Raw genomic sequence first — 14,744 nt, forward strand, 5'->3', positions numbered from 1 at the left:
CGCAGTGAATAGGCCCAAGCGACTGTTTAGCAAAAACACAGGTCTCTGCGAAGCCGTAAGGCGAAGTATAGGGGCTGACACCTGCCCGGTGCTGGAAGGTTAAGGAGAGGGGTTAGCGCAAGCGAAGCTCTGAACTGAAGCCCCAGTAAACGGCGGCCGTAACTATAACGGTCCTAAGGTAGCGAAATTCCTTGTCGGGTAAGTTCCGACCCGCACGAAAGGTGTAACGATTTGGGCACTGTCTCAACCAGAGACTCGGTGAAATTATAGTACCTGTGAAGATGCAGGTTACCCGCGACAGGACGGAAAGACCCCGTGGAGCTTTACTGTAGCCTGATATTGAATTTTGGTACAGCTTGTACAGGATAGGCGGGAGCCTTTGAAGCCGGAGCGCTAGCTTCGGTGGAGGCGCTGGTGGGATACCGCCCTGGCTGTATTGAAATTCTAACCTACGGGTCTTATCGACCCGGGAGACAGTGTCAGGTGGGCAGTTTGACTGGGGCGGTCGCCTCCTAAAAAGTAACGGAGGCGCCCAAAGGTTCCCTCAGAATGGTTGGAAATCATTCGTAGAGTGCAAAGGCATAAGGGAGCTTGACTGCGAGACCTACAAGTCGAGCAGGGACGAAAGTCGGGCTTAGTGATCCGGTGGTTCCGCATGGAAGGGCCATCGCTCAACGGATAAAAGCTACCCCGGGGATAACAGGCTTATCTCCCCCAAGAGTCCACATCGACGGGGAGGTTTGGCACCTCGATGTCGGCTCATCGCATCCTGGGGCTGTAGTCGGTCCCAAGGGTTGGGCTGTTCGCCCATTAAAGCGGTACGCGAGCTGGGTTCAGAACGTCGTGAGACAGTTCGGTCCCTATCCGTCGTGGGCGTAGGAAATTTGAGAGGAGCTGTCCTTAGTACGAGAGGACCGGGATGGACGCACCGCTGGTGTACCAGTTGTTCTGCCAAGGGCATAGCTGGGTAGCTATGTGCGGAAGGGATAAGTGCTGAAAGCATCTAAGCATGAAGCCCCCCTCAAGATGAGATTTCCCATAGCGTTAAGCTAGTAAGATCCCTGAAAGATGATCAGGTTGATAGGTTCGAGGTGGAAGCATGGTGACATGTGGAGCTGACGAATACTAATAGATCGAGGACTTAACCATATAATATGAAGCAAATGTTATCTAGTTTTGAAGGAATATACCTTCATAAGTCTGGTAATGATGGCAGAGAGGTCACACCCGTTCCCATACCGAACACGGAAGTTAAGCTCTCTAGCGCCGATGGTAGTTGGGACTTTGTCCCTGTGAGAGTAGGACGTTGCCAGGCAAACGAAAGACGAGTCATTGGACTCGTCTTTTTATTTTTACCCCGGTATTCTCGAGTAGTAGGATTCACTCTTAAGAAATAGATGGGGTACCGTCTATAAGGGCAGGTTGATTCAACTATTTCTCAGACAGACACTTTGCCTAGAAATGATTCATACACTAAAAGTGTAAAAGGACGTATATATTTTAAAAAAGTGTTAACGCTTATAAATGTATTGTTTCATTTCGTATAGAGGGGAGGAAGGCTTAATTATCGTTTGTCTAGTTTTATATAATGATGGTTAGATAGACTACGATAAATAAGCGAATATATGGGGTACGTTACAACAAAAGAAGAGATTTGTATTGTGTGTGAACATAAGAAGGATAGTGGAATTCATTTGTATACGAGTTTTATATGTGAATCATGTGAGCGAGAAATGATAGAAACAAGTACAAATAATCCGAAGTATATGTTTTATTTACAGCAATTGCGAAAGATACAAGTATCGCGTTAGAAAATAGGCATATTTGCCTATTATTTTTTTTGTACAAATCTCGGTATAATGTAGAGAGAATGAATAATAAGGAAGAGTGAGTATGGATCAAAGAAAAATGCCCTTATATGAAGCATTAAAGACCTTTGTAAGTAAGAAGCCAGTATCCTTTCATGTTCCAGGTCATAAAAGTGGAACGAATTTTCCAGATGAAGCACAGGAGTATTTTCATGATATACTTTCTATTGACGTAACAGAGCTTACTGGACTGGATGATCTTCATAGTCCATTTGAATGTATAGAAGAAGCACAACAATTATTAGCAGAGTTATATGAAGTACAAAAAAGTTATTTTTTAATCAATGGTTCAACCGTTGGGAATTTAGCTATGCTGTTAGCATGCTGTAATGAACATGATACGGTTCTTGTACAAAGAAATGCTCATAAATCCATTATGAATGGTCTTAAATTAGCTGGGGCACGTCCTGTCTTTCTAGAGCCATGGATTAATGAAAAATATGGTGTCCCAGTGGGTGTTCCTTATAAAGTGATTGAAGCTGCAATTCAACAATATCCACAAGCGAAAGCTCTTATTTTAACGCATCCCAATTATTATGGTATGGGTGTAGATTTAGAAAAGAGTGTTGCATTAGCACATGCACATCGTATTCCTGTTTTGGTAGATGAGGCACATGGAGCGCATTTTTGTGTTGGAGAGCCTTTTCCAAAATCGGCACTTGCATACGGAGCTGATATCGTTGTTCATTCAGCACATAAAACATTACCAGCAATGACAATGGGATCATACTTACATGTAAATAGCACTCTCGTTGATGAAGAAAGGGTTTCTTCTTATTTAAATATATTGCAATCTAGTAGTCCGTCTTATCCAATAATGGCTTCATTAGATATAGCCCGTTTTGCATTAGCGAAGATAAAAGAAGAAGGTTGTAAGGAGATTGCTACATTTACTCAGCAAATTCGTACAGCATTAAATCGTATTCCACAATTTGCTGTTTTAGAGTATCCAATACAAGATGCATTAAAAGTAACAGTGCAAACACGCTGTAAGCTCTCTGGATATGAATTACAACGTGTATTTGAAGAGATCGGTATGTATGTTGAAATGGCAGATCCCTATAATGTTTTACTTATCTTACCACTCCAAGTAAATGAGGATTATATAAAAGTAATTGATAGGCTACAAGGTGCACTATGCTCATATGATGTAGAAGATACTAGGCCGTGTATTTATTATCCTGATAAAGAAAAGTTATCTTCTTTATCGTTTACATATAAGGAGTTGGAGAAGTATAAGAAAAAAGTTGTACCTTTACAGGAGGCGTTAGGTATGATTGCGGCCGAGATGATTATACCGTATCCACCAGGGATTCCTTTGCTTATGTATGGAGAAGAAATTACGTTAGAGCATATAAATCAAATTTCTTATTTAGAAGAGACTAGTGCACGTTTTCAAGGAAATACAAAAAATATTACTGTATATGATATATAGAGAAAGAGGTTTTTATAGATGAAGGGATTGTTTGTAACAATTGAAGGACCAGAAGGATCAGGAAAATCTACATTAATTACAAAATTATTGCCGTACTTTGAGAAGAAGGAACAAAAAGTAATGGCAACACGCGAACCAGGTGGTATTACAATTTCAGAAGAAATTCGTACCATTTTACATAAAAAAGAGCATACAATGATGGAAGCACGTACAGAAGCATTATTATATGCTGCAGCACGCAGACAACATCTAGTAGAGAAAGTCATGCCAGCCTTAGAAGATAGTTATATTGTAATATGTGATCGTTTTATTGATAGCTCCCTTGCTTATCAAGGATATGCAAGAGGTCTTGGTGTCGACAAGGTGTTTGAAATTAATCGTTTTGCAACAGAAGATTGTATGCCAGATATTACAATCTATTTAGATATTGATCCAGAGGTTGGCTTAGCACGTATTAGAAAAGATGATAATAGAGAAGTAAACCGTTTAGATTTAGAAAGTATGGAGTTTCATAAACGTGTTCGTGAAGGATATTTACAATTAGTAGATCGATTTGCGGATCGCATCGTCGTTGTAAATGCAGATCAACCAATGGAAGCCGTTGTAGAAGAAGTTACTCAGCTTATTGAACAAAAGTTGTTATAATAGAAGAAAGTATAAAAAGTGAGGTATGAAACATGACGAAGACGTGGGAACAACTGTCTCTTATACAACCCATTGTTGTAAAAATGTTAATGAATAGTATTGCAAAAGAGCGTATATCCCACGCTTATTTGTTAGAAGGGCCAAAAGGAACAGGGAAGCTTGAAACAGCTATACAAATGGCGAAAAGCTTTCTTTGTTTGCAGCGAAATGGAGTAGAGCCTTGTCATACATGTACGAATTGCCGGCGTATTCATTCGGGCAATCACCCAAACGTATATACCGTTACACCAGATGGGTTATCAATTAAGAAGCAGCAAATCCATGAATTGCAAGAAGAATTTTCTAAAACCGGTTTAGAAGCAACTAAAAAAATATATATTATTGAGCATGCAGATAAGATGACGACAAATGCTGCAAATACATTGCTTAAATTTTTAGAAGAACCGAGCAGTGATACAACAGCTATTTTATTAACGGAGCAAAGTCATCAAATTTTAAGTACCATTCTATCACGATGTCAAATTGTTACATTTCGCTCTCTTCCAAAAGATGCTCTGGTAAATCGGTTACAAAGGGAAGAAGTAAGTTTTTCTTTAGGGAATCTTGCGGCTGAACTTACAAATAGTTTTGATGAGGCGTTATCGTTTTGTGGTGATGAATGGTTTGCACAAGCACGAACTTTAGTGATAAAATTATGTGAAGCCCTAGAGAAAGATACCACGTCTCTTTTTTTTGTACAGGAGAAGTGGGTGAAGCATTTTGGAGAGAAAGAACAATTACAGTTAGGATTAGATATGTTGCTCCTTATTTATAAGGATTTATTATATGTTCAATTGGGAGAAGAAGATCGTCTAGTTTTTCAAGACCAAAAAGGGTTATTCCAATCTTTTTCCTATTCTCAAAAGCGCATTGTATCGGCTCTTTTCAATATATTAGAAGCAAAAAATAGAATCAACGCTAATGTAAATGCGCAGCTTGTGTTCGAACAGTTAGTGTTGCGGTTGCAGGAGGGATGACCGTTTGTATGATGTAGTAGGTGTTCGTTTTAAGAAGGCCGGAAAAGTGTATTACTTTGACCCAAATCAATTTGATATCTCAGAAAATGAATTTGCGATCGTGGAAACAGTACGGGGAATTGAATATGGGAAAGTTGTCATCACGAAGAAACAAGTCGATGAAAATGATGTTGTACTCCCATTAAAGAAAGTCATTCGTATCGCAGATGAAAATGATCGTACAATTGTTGAGGAAAATAAACGTGCAGCAAAAGAAGCGTATCAAGTTTGTCAGCAAAAAGTAGTCGAGCATGATCTTGATATGAAACTTGTTGACGTGGAGTATACATTTGATCGCAATAAGGTTATTTTTTATTTTACAGCGGATGGTCGTATTGATTTTCGTGAGCTTGTAAAAGACTTAGCCGCTATTTTTCGGACAAGAATCGAGTTAAGACAGATTGGTGTTCGTGATGAAGCAAAAATGCTTGGCGGTATTGGTCCATGCGGTCGAATGCTGTGCTGTTCTACTTTTTTAGGGGATTTTGAACCTGTATCCATTAAAATGGCAAAAGATCAAAATTTATCATTAAATCCTGCGAAAATCTCTGGGTTATGTGGTCGACTGATGTGTTGTTTAAAGTATGAAAATGATGAATATGAAGCAGCAAAAGAGCAGCTTCCAGATTTAGATGAAAAAATACAAACACCGCATGGTCTTGGTCGTGTAATCGGGTTAAATATTTTAGAAAGATTAATTCAAGTGGAATTAGTAGACAAGGAACGGATAGTAGAATATACGTTAGATGAATTAATAAATAAAGGGGTCGTTTCGAGTCAAACCACAGATTAATGAGGTGGGTGCTTGTGGAGAAAAAAGATATTTTTGCAGCGGTTTCTAGTATGGAAGAGCAAATTGGATATCTCTATAAACAGTTGGGAGAGCTAAAGCAGCATCTCGCAGAGCTACTTGAAGAAAACCAACATATTAAAATGGAAAATGAAAATTTGCGAAATCGTTTTGAAGAAATTCAGAATAAGCAGAAACAAAAGTCGAATAAACGAAAAGAGATAAAGCCTAAAATAGATATCGGTGAAGGATATGATAATTTGGCACGCCTGTATCAAGAGGGTTTTCATATTTGTAATTTGCATTATGGAAGTGTACGTAAAGAAGGGGATTGTTTATTCTGTTTATCCTTTTTAAATAAAAAATAAAATTACCTTTCCAATAAATTGGAAAGGTAATTTTTTGTACATATAACCAAAATATAAGTAAAACAGATTAGACTGTTATGAACATAGCATAGATTGTCTTAACGTCTGTTAAAATAAGCTTGAATGATGAGGAAGGAAAGAAATATATGCAATTGTATGGAGATGAACGTTTAGATTATTTACTATCAAAAGATATGAAAATTATTCAAAGTCCGTCAGTATTTAATTTTTCATTAGATGCAGTATTATTAGCAAACTTTGCGTGGATGCCAATTCAGAAAGGGAATATATTAGATTTGTGCACAGGAAATGCAGTGATTCCTCTTTTATTAAGTTCCCGTACGAAAGGGAAGATTACGGGAGTTGAAATACAAGAGCGTATTTACAACATGGGTGTTAGAAGTGTTCAATATAATGATTTAGAAGAGAGAATACAGCTTATTCATGGTGATTTAAAGCATATGCCAGAGCAAATAGGGCGACATCAGTTTGATGTTGTTACATGCAATCCACCATACTTTCAAACACCAAAACCTTCTGAACAAAATTTTAATGAGCATTTAGCGATTGCTCGTCACGAAATTATGTGTACGTTAGAAGACGTTGTACGTGTTAGCAGCCAACTTGTTAAGCAAGGGGGAAAAGTGGCCTTTGTACATCGTCCTGGCCGTTTACTTGATATTGTAACGCTTATGAGAAAATATAAAATTGAACCAAAACGCCTCCAATTTGTATATCCAAAAGTAGGTAAAGAAGCCAATACGTTATTAATTGAAGGTATTAAAGATGGGAATGCTGATTTGAAAATTTTGCCGCCTCTTTTTGTATATGAAGATAATAACGAATATACGAAAGAAATGAACGCGATTTTATATGGAGCAGAATAAGCATTATTTTTATGTTGTTGAATGTGCCGATGGGAGCTACTATGCGGGATATACAAACCATTTAGAGAAGCGAATTGAAGCTCATAATAGCGGAAAAGGAGCACGCTATACAAGAGCAAGGCGTCCTGTTAGGTTAAAATACTTTGAAACTTATGAAGAAAAAAGGACTGCAATGCAGGCAGAATATCGTTTTAAGCAGTTAAAACGAAAACAAAAAGATGAGTATATACAAAAAGGAGACTATTATGTGGCAGCAAAAAAGCTTTCAAATGAATGAGAGAGGAACATTATATTTAGTTCCAACTCCAATTGGAAATTTAGAAGATATGACATTTCGCGCGATTCGTATATTAAAAGAAGCAGACTTTATTGCAGCAGAGGATACAAGGCAAACGAAAAAACTATGTAATTATTTTGAAATTGAAACACCGGTAATGAGTTATCATGAGCATAATAAAGAAGTGAGCGGTCGAAAAATTTTAGATATGTTAGAACAAGGAAAAACGGTAGCAATTGTCAGTGATGCAGGTATGCCATGTATTTCGGATCCTGGTTATGACATCGTTGTACAAGCAGTAGAGCAGCAGTATTCAGTTGTGCCCCTTCCTGGTCCAAATGCTGCGCTTACAGCATTAATTGCCTCTGGATTAGAGACAAAGCACTTTTATTTCTATGGATTTTTACAGAGACATAAAAAAGAGCGTAAAGCAGAATTAGAGAAGTTACGCTATATTCCAAATACAATGATGTTTTACGAAGCGCCACATCGATTAGGAGAAACATTAATTTCTATGAAAGATGTGTTAGGGAATAGAAATGTTGTATTGTGTCGTGAGCTTACGAAGAAATTTGAAGAATTTATTCGTGGTTCCTTAGAGGAAGTCATTCATTGGGCAAAGGAAAATGAAGTGCGCGGAGAGTTTTGTGTTCTAGTAGAAGGTTCTACGGAAGAAGCTGTAGATGAAGAAGCGTGGTGGGAAACGTTAACTGTTGAGGGACATGTTGAATACTACATAGAGGAGAAAGGTCTTTCTTCTAAAGAAGCAATTAAAATAGTTGCAAAAGATCGAAATATGTCGAAACGAGATGTATATCAAGCATACCATGTTTAAAAAATAAAAGCTTCTCTATTAGAGAAGCTTTATTTTGCTGCTGCGATAAATTGTTGTAATTCTTTTAAGATTTGCTCTGCACCTTCTGGGCTTAAAATGATTTTACCTTCAGCTAATGAAAGGTTACTATCAGAAACTTCACCAGTTACTTGGCAAGTCATGTTTGGCTTATATTTTTTTAAGATAATTTTCTCGTCATCAACGTAGATTTCAAGAGCATCCTTTTCTGCAATACCTAGTGTGCGGCGTAATTCAATTGGAATTACAACGCGGCCTAATTCATCAACTTTACGAACGATACCAGTAGATTTCATATTTGTTTCTCCTCCTCATATTTTGCAAGTTTGTACATCTATTTGAATTCGTCATTTTTCGACAAAATACCCTATGCACATATGATACCAATCATTGACATTTCCGTCAATTCTTTAATTGTAAAATTTATAAAAGTTTTGTAGATTTTCGCATCTACTTATTATATATACTAAAAAATAATAGATGTATAGAGAGATTTATTTTATTATCTTAATTTTATTGATAATTCCGAAGTGTTAAAATGTATATTTTTTCTTAATATGAGTAATAGATGATAAAGATATAGAGCATTCACTCGTCTTTATACCTAAGTTTTTGATATACTGTTTATAAATACATATGAGGTCATTTGGGAGGTTCAAAACAATGACAGAGGAAAATAAGACCTTTTACATTACCACTCCGATTTATTATCCAAGTGGAAAACTTCACATCGGACATGCTTATACGACGGTAGCGGGGGATGCAATGGCACGCTATAAACGTATGCAAGGATATGATGTCTACTATTTAACAGGCACTGATGAACATGGACAAAAGATTCAAAAGAAAGCAGAAGAATTAAATGTTACACCACAAGCGTATGTTGATAACATTGTAGCAGGAATTAAAGAGTTGTGGGGAAAAATGGATATTTCTTATGATGATTTTATCCGTACAACAGAAGATCGTCATAAAGAAGTTGTAGAAAAAATCTTTAAGCAACTTGTTGATCAAGGTGATATTTATCTTGATGAATATGAAGGTTGGTATTCTGTACAAGATGAAACATTCTATACAGAGCATCAACTTGTTGACCCAGTGATGGAAAATGGAAAAGTAATTGGTGGAAAGAGCCCAGATAGTGGTCATCCAGTAGAACTTGTTCGTGAAGAATCATATTTCTTTAGAATGGGGAAATATGTAGATCGACTATTAAAGTTCTATGAAGATAATCCACACTTCATTCAACCAGAATCACGCAAAAATGAAATGATTAATAATTTTATTAAACCAGGATTAGAAGATTTAGCTGTTTCTCGTACTTCTTTTGACTGGGGTGTTCGTGTACCGGGTAATCCGAAGCATGTTATTTACGTGTGGGTAGATGCATTATCTAACTATATTACGGCATTAGGTTACGGAACAGCGAATGAAGAAAAGTATAAAAAATATTGGCCAGCAGATGTTCATTTAGTAGGAAAAGAGATTGTTCGTTTCCATACAATTTATTGGCCAATTATTTTAATGGCTCTTGATTTACCACTTCCGAAAAAAGTATTTGCACATGGTTGGATTTTAATGAAAGATGGAAAAATGAGTAAATCAAAAGGAAATGTAGTAGATCCTGTCACATTAATTAATCGTTACGGTTTAGATGCACTTCGTTACTACCTACTTCGTGAGGTACCATTTGGATCAGATGGTGTATTTACACCAGAGGGATTTGTTGAGCGTATTAACTTCGATCTTGCGAATGATTTAGGAAATTTATTAAATCGCACAGTAGCAATGATTGATAAATATTTTGGTGGGGAAATTCCAGCCTACAAAGCAAATGTAACAGAATTTGATGAAACTTTAGTAACATTTGCAAAAGATACATTGCAAAAAGTAGAAGCTTCAATGGAAAACATGGAGTTTTCGGTAGCACTAAGCACAATTTGGCAATTTGTTAGCCGTACAAATAAATATATAGATGAAACACAACCTTGGGTATTAGCAAAAGATGAAAGTGATCGTGAGAAACTCGCTTCTGTTATGGCGCATCTTGCAGAAGCACTTCGACAAACAGCGATTATGTTAATGCCATTTTTAACAGAAACACCAGGAAAAATCTTTGAACAAATTGGGATTACAGATGAAGAATATAAAACTTGGAACAGCCTTTCTACAATTGGTTGCATTCCAACTGGCACAAAAGTTGCGAAAGGGCAGCCTGTATTCCCGCGTTTAGAAGTAGAAGTAGAAGTAGAGTATATTAAAGAACAAATGAAAGGCGCTGCTCCAAAAGTAGAAGAGAAGAAAGAAGCGGAGCCAAAGGCAGAAGAAATTACAATTGACGATTTCTTTAAAGTAGATCTACGTGTAGCAGAAGTGTTAGATGCAGAACCTGTGAAAAAAGCAGACAAGCTGTTAAAGATACAACTTGATTTAGGAACAGAAAAACGACAAGTTGTATCTGGAATTGCTAAATTTTATTCTCCAGAAGAATTAAAAGGGAAAAAGGTCATTTGTGTTACCAACTTAAAACCGGTAAAACTACGTGGTGAATTATCACAAGGTATGATTTTGGCAGGCGAAGAAAATGGAAAATTATCGTTAGCAACAGTCGATCAAAACTTACCAAATGGTACAAAAATTAAGTAATAACGACAAAATGAGAGATGTTTCACGTGTAACATTCGTGAAACATCTTTTTTCTTGTCGAAAATCTTTCTAAAATTTCCTTTTTTGTATCAAAATTGTAATATGGTTGTTATTACGTTGTTAGGAAAGTAATTTTTACCTATGATAGAATTTATTTCAAATAAAAGGAGTTATTGTTATGTTGTTTGATACACATTCACATTTAAATGCAGAGCAATTTGAAGAGGATTTACAGGAAGTAATTGCAAGAATGAAAGAAGCTGGTGTTTCTTATACAGTTGTAGTTGGTTTTGATGAAGTGACAATCAAAAAGGCAATCGAATTAGCAGAAACATATGACTTTATTTATGCAGCTGTTGGTTGGCATCCTGTTGATGCAATTGATATGACAGAAGAGCACCTAAAATGGTTAGAAGAGTTAGCAAATCATCCAAAAGTTGTTGCACTTGGTGAAATGGGCTTAGATTATCACTGGGACAAGTCTCCGGAAGATGTGCAAAAGGAAGTATTTCGTAAACAGATTAGACTAGCGAGAAAGGTGAAATTACCAATCATCATACATAATCGCGACGCAACGCAAGACATCGTAGATATTTTAAAAGAAGAAAACGCATTTGAAGTAGGAGGAATTATGCATTGTTTTAGCGGTAGTGTTGAAGTCGCAAAACAGTGTATTGATATGAATTTCCTTATTTCATTAGGTGGGCCAGTAACTTTTAAAAATGCAAAGAAACCAAAAGAAGTTGCGATGGAAATTCCAATGGAACAACTTTTAATCGAAACAGATTGTCCGTATTTAACTCCTCATCCGTTTCGTGGAAAACGAAATGAACCGAGCTACGTAAAGCTTGTTGCGGAGGAAATTGCAAAATTAAAAGGATTATCTTATGAAGAAGTAGCGGTAAAAACAACAGAAAATGCAAAAAGACTATTCGGCATTCAATAATGAGAAGTAGAGGAGGAATCCCTCCTCTCACTTTTTCTTCCTTCACCTATGTTTGTCTTCAGATGAGTAATACTACTTGAAATAGTAGGAGAATGAGATTCAGTAATTCTGATCTAGACAGGGACAAAGGGGGCACTTTATTGTGATTGTAAATGCAAGGAATTTATTATCCAGGTTAGAAGCGAGCAAAAAATTAGCAGTAAAATTTACGAGTGCATTAATCATTTCAGGGTCTGTTGGGACCGTAGCTTACGCAGGGACAACGGATAAAATAGTTATTGAAGTAGATGGAAAGAAACAAGAAATTTATACGCATGCAAATACTGTAAGTGAATTGTTACAAGACGAAGGGATTCAAGTAACAGAAAAAGATCATATATATCCAGCACTTTCTACAAAAATTAAGGGTGAAATGAAGGTGAATGTAGAAAAAGCAAGGCCATTTATGATTATGGTCGATGGGAAAGAGAAACAAGTACAATCAACAGCAAAGACAGTAAAAGATTTGTTAGTAGAAGAACATATCGAAATTAATGAACATGATAAAATATACCCTAGTTTGCATACAGATTTAGAGGGTACGAAAAAAGTCATGATTCAAAAAGCATTCCCGGTTACGTTAACTGTTAGCGGTCAAGAGCAGCAAGTATGGTCAACTTCGACTACTGTCGCTGACTTTTTGAAAGAACGACAAGTGTCACTAAGTGAAATAGATAAAGTGGAACCCGCTTTGCAGGAAGTGATGCAACGAAATATGAAGGTCAAGGTAACTCGAGTAGAAAAAGTCAGCGATGCAGTGGAAGAACCAATTCCCTTTACGGAAGTAAGACAAGAAGATTCTTCACTCTTAACGGGAACTGAAAAAGTGATTCAAGAAGGAATAGAAGGAAAAAAGAAGAAAATATTTGAAGTTGTAAAAGAGGACGGAAATGAAGTCTCAAGAGACTTGCAGAAAGAAGAAGTGGTGCAAGAAGTGAAAAATCGTATTGTAGCTGTTGGTACAAAAAAAGAAGAAGAGCATACTTCAGATGGTGAAGAAGGTGTAGCTGTCAAAGAATTTTATGTACAAGCAACAGCATATTCTCCGTACTGTGGGGGCTGCGAAGGTGTAAGTGCAGGAGGCTATAATTATATGGCAAATCCCAATATGAAATTAATTGCAGTAGATCCAAGCGTTATTCCGCTCGGAACAAGGGTATGGGTAGAAGGATACGGATATGCAGTTGCTGGTGATACGGGCGGAGCGATTAAAGGAAATCGTATCGATGTTCTTATGCCAACGGAATCACAAGCATACTCTTGGGGAAGAAAACAGGTGAAAATTAAAGTGTTACAATAATATTGTAAGCAGAGGAATTTTTTCTCCTCTGCTTTTTAAATTGTATTAATAGGAAAATAATAATGGAAAAGTAGGCGTTTTTTTGTTTTACTAATTAGAGATGTGAAATGAGTGTGGAGGAAGTTATGAAGATTAAAGAAATAATTGTTGTAGAAGGTAAGGATGATACGGTTGCCGTTAAGCGTGCAGTAGATGCAGATACAATTGAAACGAACGGTTCAGCGATTGGAGATCATGTTATTGAACAGGTGAAATTGGCGCAGCAAACACGAGGTGTAATTATTTTTACAGATCCCGATTACCCAGGAGAGCGTATTCGTAAAATTATTTCTGAGAAAGTACCAGGGTGTAAACACGCCTTCTTACCGAAAGAAGAAGCATTAGCGAAGCGAAAGAAGGGTGTGGGAATTGAGCATGCTTCTAATGAATCTATTCGACGTGCTTTAGAAAATTTACACGGGGAGATGGAAGCATACACGAGCGAAATTGATTGGATTGACTTAGTAGAAGCCGGACTCGTTGGCGGAGAAAAAGCAAAAAGTCGCAGAGAACGAATGGGTAAGCTATTAAAGATCGGTTATACAAATGCAAAACAGTTACATAAACGTTTGCAAATGTTCCAGATTTCAAAGCAGGATTTTGCAAAAGCGTATGAGCAAGTATTACAGGAGGAAAAGAAATGAAAGATATCGCAACACCAAATCGTACGAAAGATATTGTTGAAAAGTATGGATTTTCATTTAAAAAGAGTTTAGGGCAAAACTTTTTAATTGATACAAATGTGTTAAATCGTATTGTGGATTACGCAGAAATTGGATCTGAGAGTGGGGCAATTGAGATTGGGCCTGGTATTGGAGCGTTAACAGAGCAATTGGCAAAACGCGCTAAGAAAGTTGTAGCGTTTGAAATTGATCAACGTCTTTTACCTATTTTGGAAGAGACATTAGCGCCTTATAATAACGTAACGGTAATCAATAAGGATATCTTAAAAGCTGATGTAAATGAAGTATTTCAAGAGCGTTTTGAAGAGGGCCAAGATGTAATGGTAGTAGCAAACTTGCCATACTATGTAACAACGCCAATTTTATTTAAGTTATTAGAAGAACAATTACCAGTGCGTGGTTTTGTGGTCATGATGCAAAAAGAAGTAGCTGATCGTTTAGCAGCTCGGCCAGGAACAAAAGATTATGGTTCATTATCAATTGCCATTCAATATTATACAGAACCTGAAACAGTGATGACGGTTCCGCGTACAGTATTTGTACCACAGCCAAATGTAGATTCAGCAGTTATTCGTTTATTAAGACGTCCAAAGCCACTTGTAGAGGTAAAGGATGAAGCATTCTTCTTTGAAGTGGTGAGAGCTAGCTTTGCGCAGCGACGTAAAACATTAATGAATAACCTATCTAATAACTTAAATGGTTTTCCAAAGGATAAAATATTACTTGAGCGTATATTAGCAGAAGTTGAAATTGATCCGAAACGAAGAGGAGAAACATTATCAATTGAAGAGTTTGCAAAGCTAAGTAACGCTTTATTTTCATATAAAATGTAAAAGGTAGCTCGTTCTGAGCTGCCTTTTTTGTCACCCTTTTTTCTATAAGTTCATAGGCTACAAAAGAACGTAGTGAGTTA

At 36.9% G+C, this 14,744-nt stretch carries 15 protein-coding genes and 2 rRNA genes (1 of these 17 cut by a window edge); 16 read left to right on the forward strand and 1 reads right to left on the reverse strand.

Features of this window, described 5'->3' with window-relative positions; genetic code table 11:
- From NKR74_RS00165 to rsmI, 11 genes are all read left to right on the forward strand, one after another.
- A 23S ribosomal RNA gene (locus NKR74_RS00165) occupies nt 1-1,149 on the forward strand (it extends 1,774 nt beyond the left edge of the window).
- 50 nt (nt 1,150-1,199) lie between these two features.
- Nucleotides 1,200-1,315 (forward strand): 5S ribosomal RNA (gene rrf / locus NKR74_RS00170).
- Nucleotides 1,316-1,625: 310 nt separating this feature from the next.
- On the forward strand, nt 1,626-1,811 hold the full coding sequence (locus NKR74_RS00175; RefSeq protein ID WP_098305028.1) for a sigma factor G inhibitor Gin: 186 nt from the start codon (nt 1,626-1,628) through the stop codon (nt 1,809-1,811).
- Nucleotides 1,812-1,893: 82 nt separating this feature from the next.
- Entirely contained in the window at nt 1,894-3,303 is a 1,410-nt protein-coding gene (locus tag NKR74_RS00180) for an aminotransferase class I/II-fold pyridoxal phosphate-dependent enzyme (RefSeq protein WP_253628326.1), read from the forward strand.
- A gap of 18 nt (nt 3,304-3,321) precedes the next feature.
- A complete protein-coding gene (tmk, locus tag NKR74_RS00185) occupies nt 3,322-3,948 on the forward strand; it encodes a dTMP kinase (RefSeq protein ID WP_253628327.1) in 627 nt (208 codons plus the stop codon).
- 32 nt (nt 3,949-3,980) lie between these two features.
- Entirely contained in the window at nt 3,981-4,964 is a 984-nt protein-coding gene (gene holB, locus NKR74_RS00190; protein WP_253628328.1) for a DNA polymerase III subunit delta', read from the forward strand.
- A gap of 4 nt (nt 4,965-4,968) precedes the next feature.
- Nucleotides 4,969-5,796 carry a PSP1 domain-containing protein gene (locus tag NKR74_RS00195; RefSeq protein WP_098305020.1) on the forward strand — a complete coding sequence of 276 codons (828 nt, stop codon included), beginning with the start codon at nt 4,969-4,971 and terminating at the stop codon, nt 5,794-5,796.
- A gap of 14 nt (nt 5,797-5,810) precedes the next feature.
- The gene (gene yabA / locus NKR74_RS00200) at nt 5,811-6,161 is read left to right on the forward strand and encodes a DNA replication initiation control protein YabA (protein ID WP_141524940.1); all 351 of its coding nucleotides are present in this window, start codon (nt 5,811-5,813) and stop codon (nt 6,159-6,161) included.
- 146 nt (nt 6,162-6,307) lie between these two features.
- Complete coding sequence (locus NKR74_RS00205) at nt 6,308-7,048, forward strand: tRNA1(Val) (adenine(37)-N6)-methyltransferase (protein WP_253628329.1); 741 nt, start codon at nt 6,308-6,310, stop codon at nt 7,046-7,048.
- Nucleotides 7,035-7,325, forward strand: a complete 291-nt coding sequence (locus NKR74_RS00210; RefSeq protein ID WP_098305014.1) for a GIY-YIG nuclease family protein — start codon at nt 7,035-7,037, stop codon at nt 7,323-7,325. Before NKR74_RS00205 ends, NKR74_RS00210 begins: the two co-directional genes overlap by 14 nt.
- Nucleotides 7,294-8,160, forward strand: a complete 867-nt coding sequence (gene rsmI / locus NKR74_RS00215) for a 16S rRNA (cytidine(1402)-2'-O)-methyltransferase (protein ID WP_098305012.1) — start codon at nt 7,294-7,296, stop codon at nt 8,158-8,160. Before NKR74_RS00210 ends, rsmI begins: the two co-directional genes overlap by 32 nt.
- 29 nt (nt 8,161-8,189) lie before the next feature.
- Here rsmI and NKR74_RS00220 read toward each other — a convergent pair whose 3' ends face one another.
- Nucleotides 8,190-8,474, reverse strand: coding sequence for a transition state genes transcriptional regulator AbrB (locus NKR74_RS00220; protein ID WP_098305010.1), 285 nt, complete (start codon nt 8,472-8,474; stop codon nt 8,190-8,192).
- A 367-nt stretch (nt 8,475-8,841) separates the two neighbouring features.
- On the opposite strand from NKR74_RS00220, the gene metG reads away from it, so the two are divergent.
- From metG to rsmA, 5 genes are all read left to right on the forward strand, one after another.
- A complete protein-coding gene (gene metG / locus NKR74_RS00225) occupies nt 8,842-10,824 on the forward strand; it encodes a methionine--tRNA ligase (RefSeq protein ID WP_253628330.1) in 1,983 nt (660 codons plus the stop codon).
- Between the two features lie 178 nt (nt 10,825-11,002).
- Nucleotides 11,003-11,770: a TatD family hydrolase gene (locus tag NKR74_RS00230; RefSeq protein ID WP_253628331.1), complete on the forward strand. Its 768-nt coding sequence runs from the start codon at nt 11,003-11,005 to the stop codon at nt 11,768-11,770.
- 142 nt (nt 11,771-11,912) lie between these two features.
- A complete protein-coding gene (locus NKR74_RS23990; protein ID WP_253628332.1) occupies nt 11,913-13,109 on the forward strand; it encodes a resuscitation-promoting factor in 1,197 nt (398 codons plus the stop codon).
- 125 nt (nt 13,110-13,234) lie between these two features.
- Nucleotides 13,235-13,792, forward strand: a complete 558-nt coding sequence (gene rnmV, locus NKR74_RS00240; protein WP_098305002.1) for a ribonuclease M5 — start codon at nt 13,235-13,237, stop codon at nt 13,790-13,792.
- Nucleotides 13,789-14,664 carry a 16S rRNA (adenine(1518)-N(6)/adenine(1519)-N(6))-dimethyltransferase RsmA gene (gene rsmA, locus NKR74_RS00245; protein WP_253628333.1) on the forward strand — a complete coding sequence of 292 codons (876 nt, stop codon included), beginning with the start codon at nt 13,789-13,791 and terminating at the stop codon, nt 14,662-14,664. Before rnmV ends, rsmA begins: the two co-directional genes overlap by 4 nt.
- Nucleotides 14,665-14,744 lie beyond the last annotated feature (80 nt).

This window comes from Bacillus sp. 3103sda1 (genome assembly GCF_024159135.1).
Taxonomy (GTDB): domain Bacteria; phylum Bacillota; class Bacilli; order Bacillales; family Bacillaceae_G; genus Bacillus_A; species Bacillus_A rhizoplanae.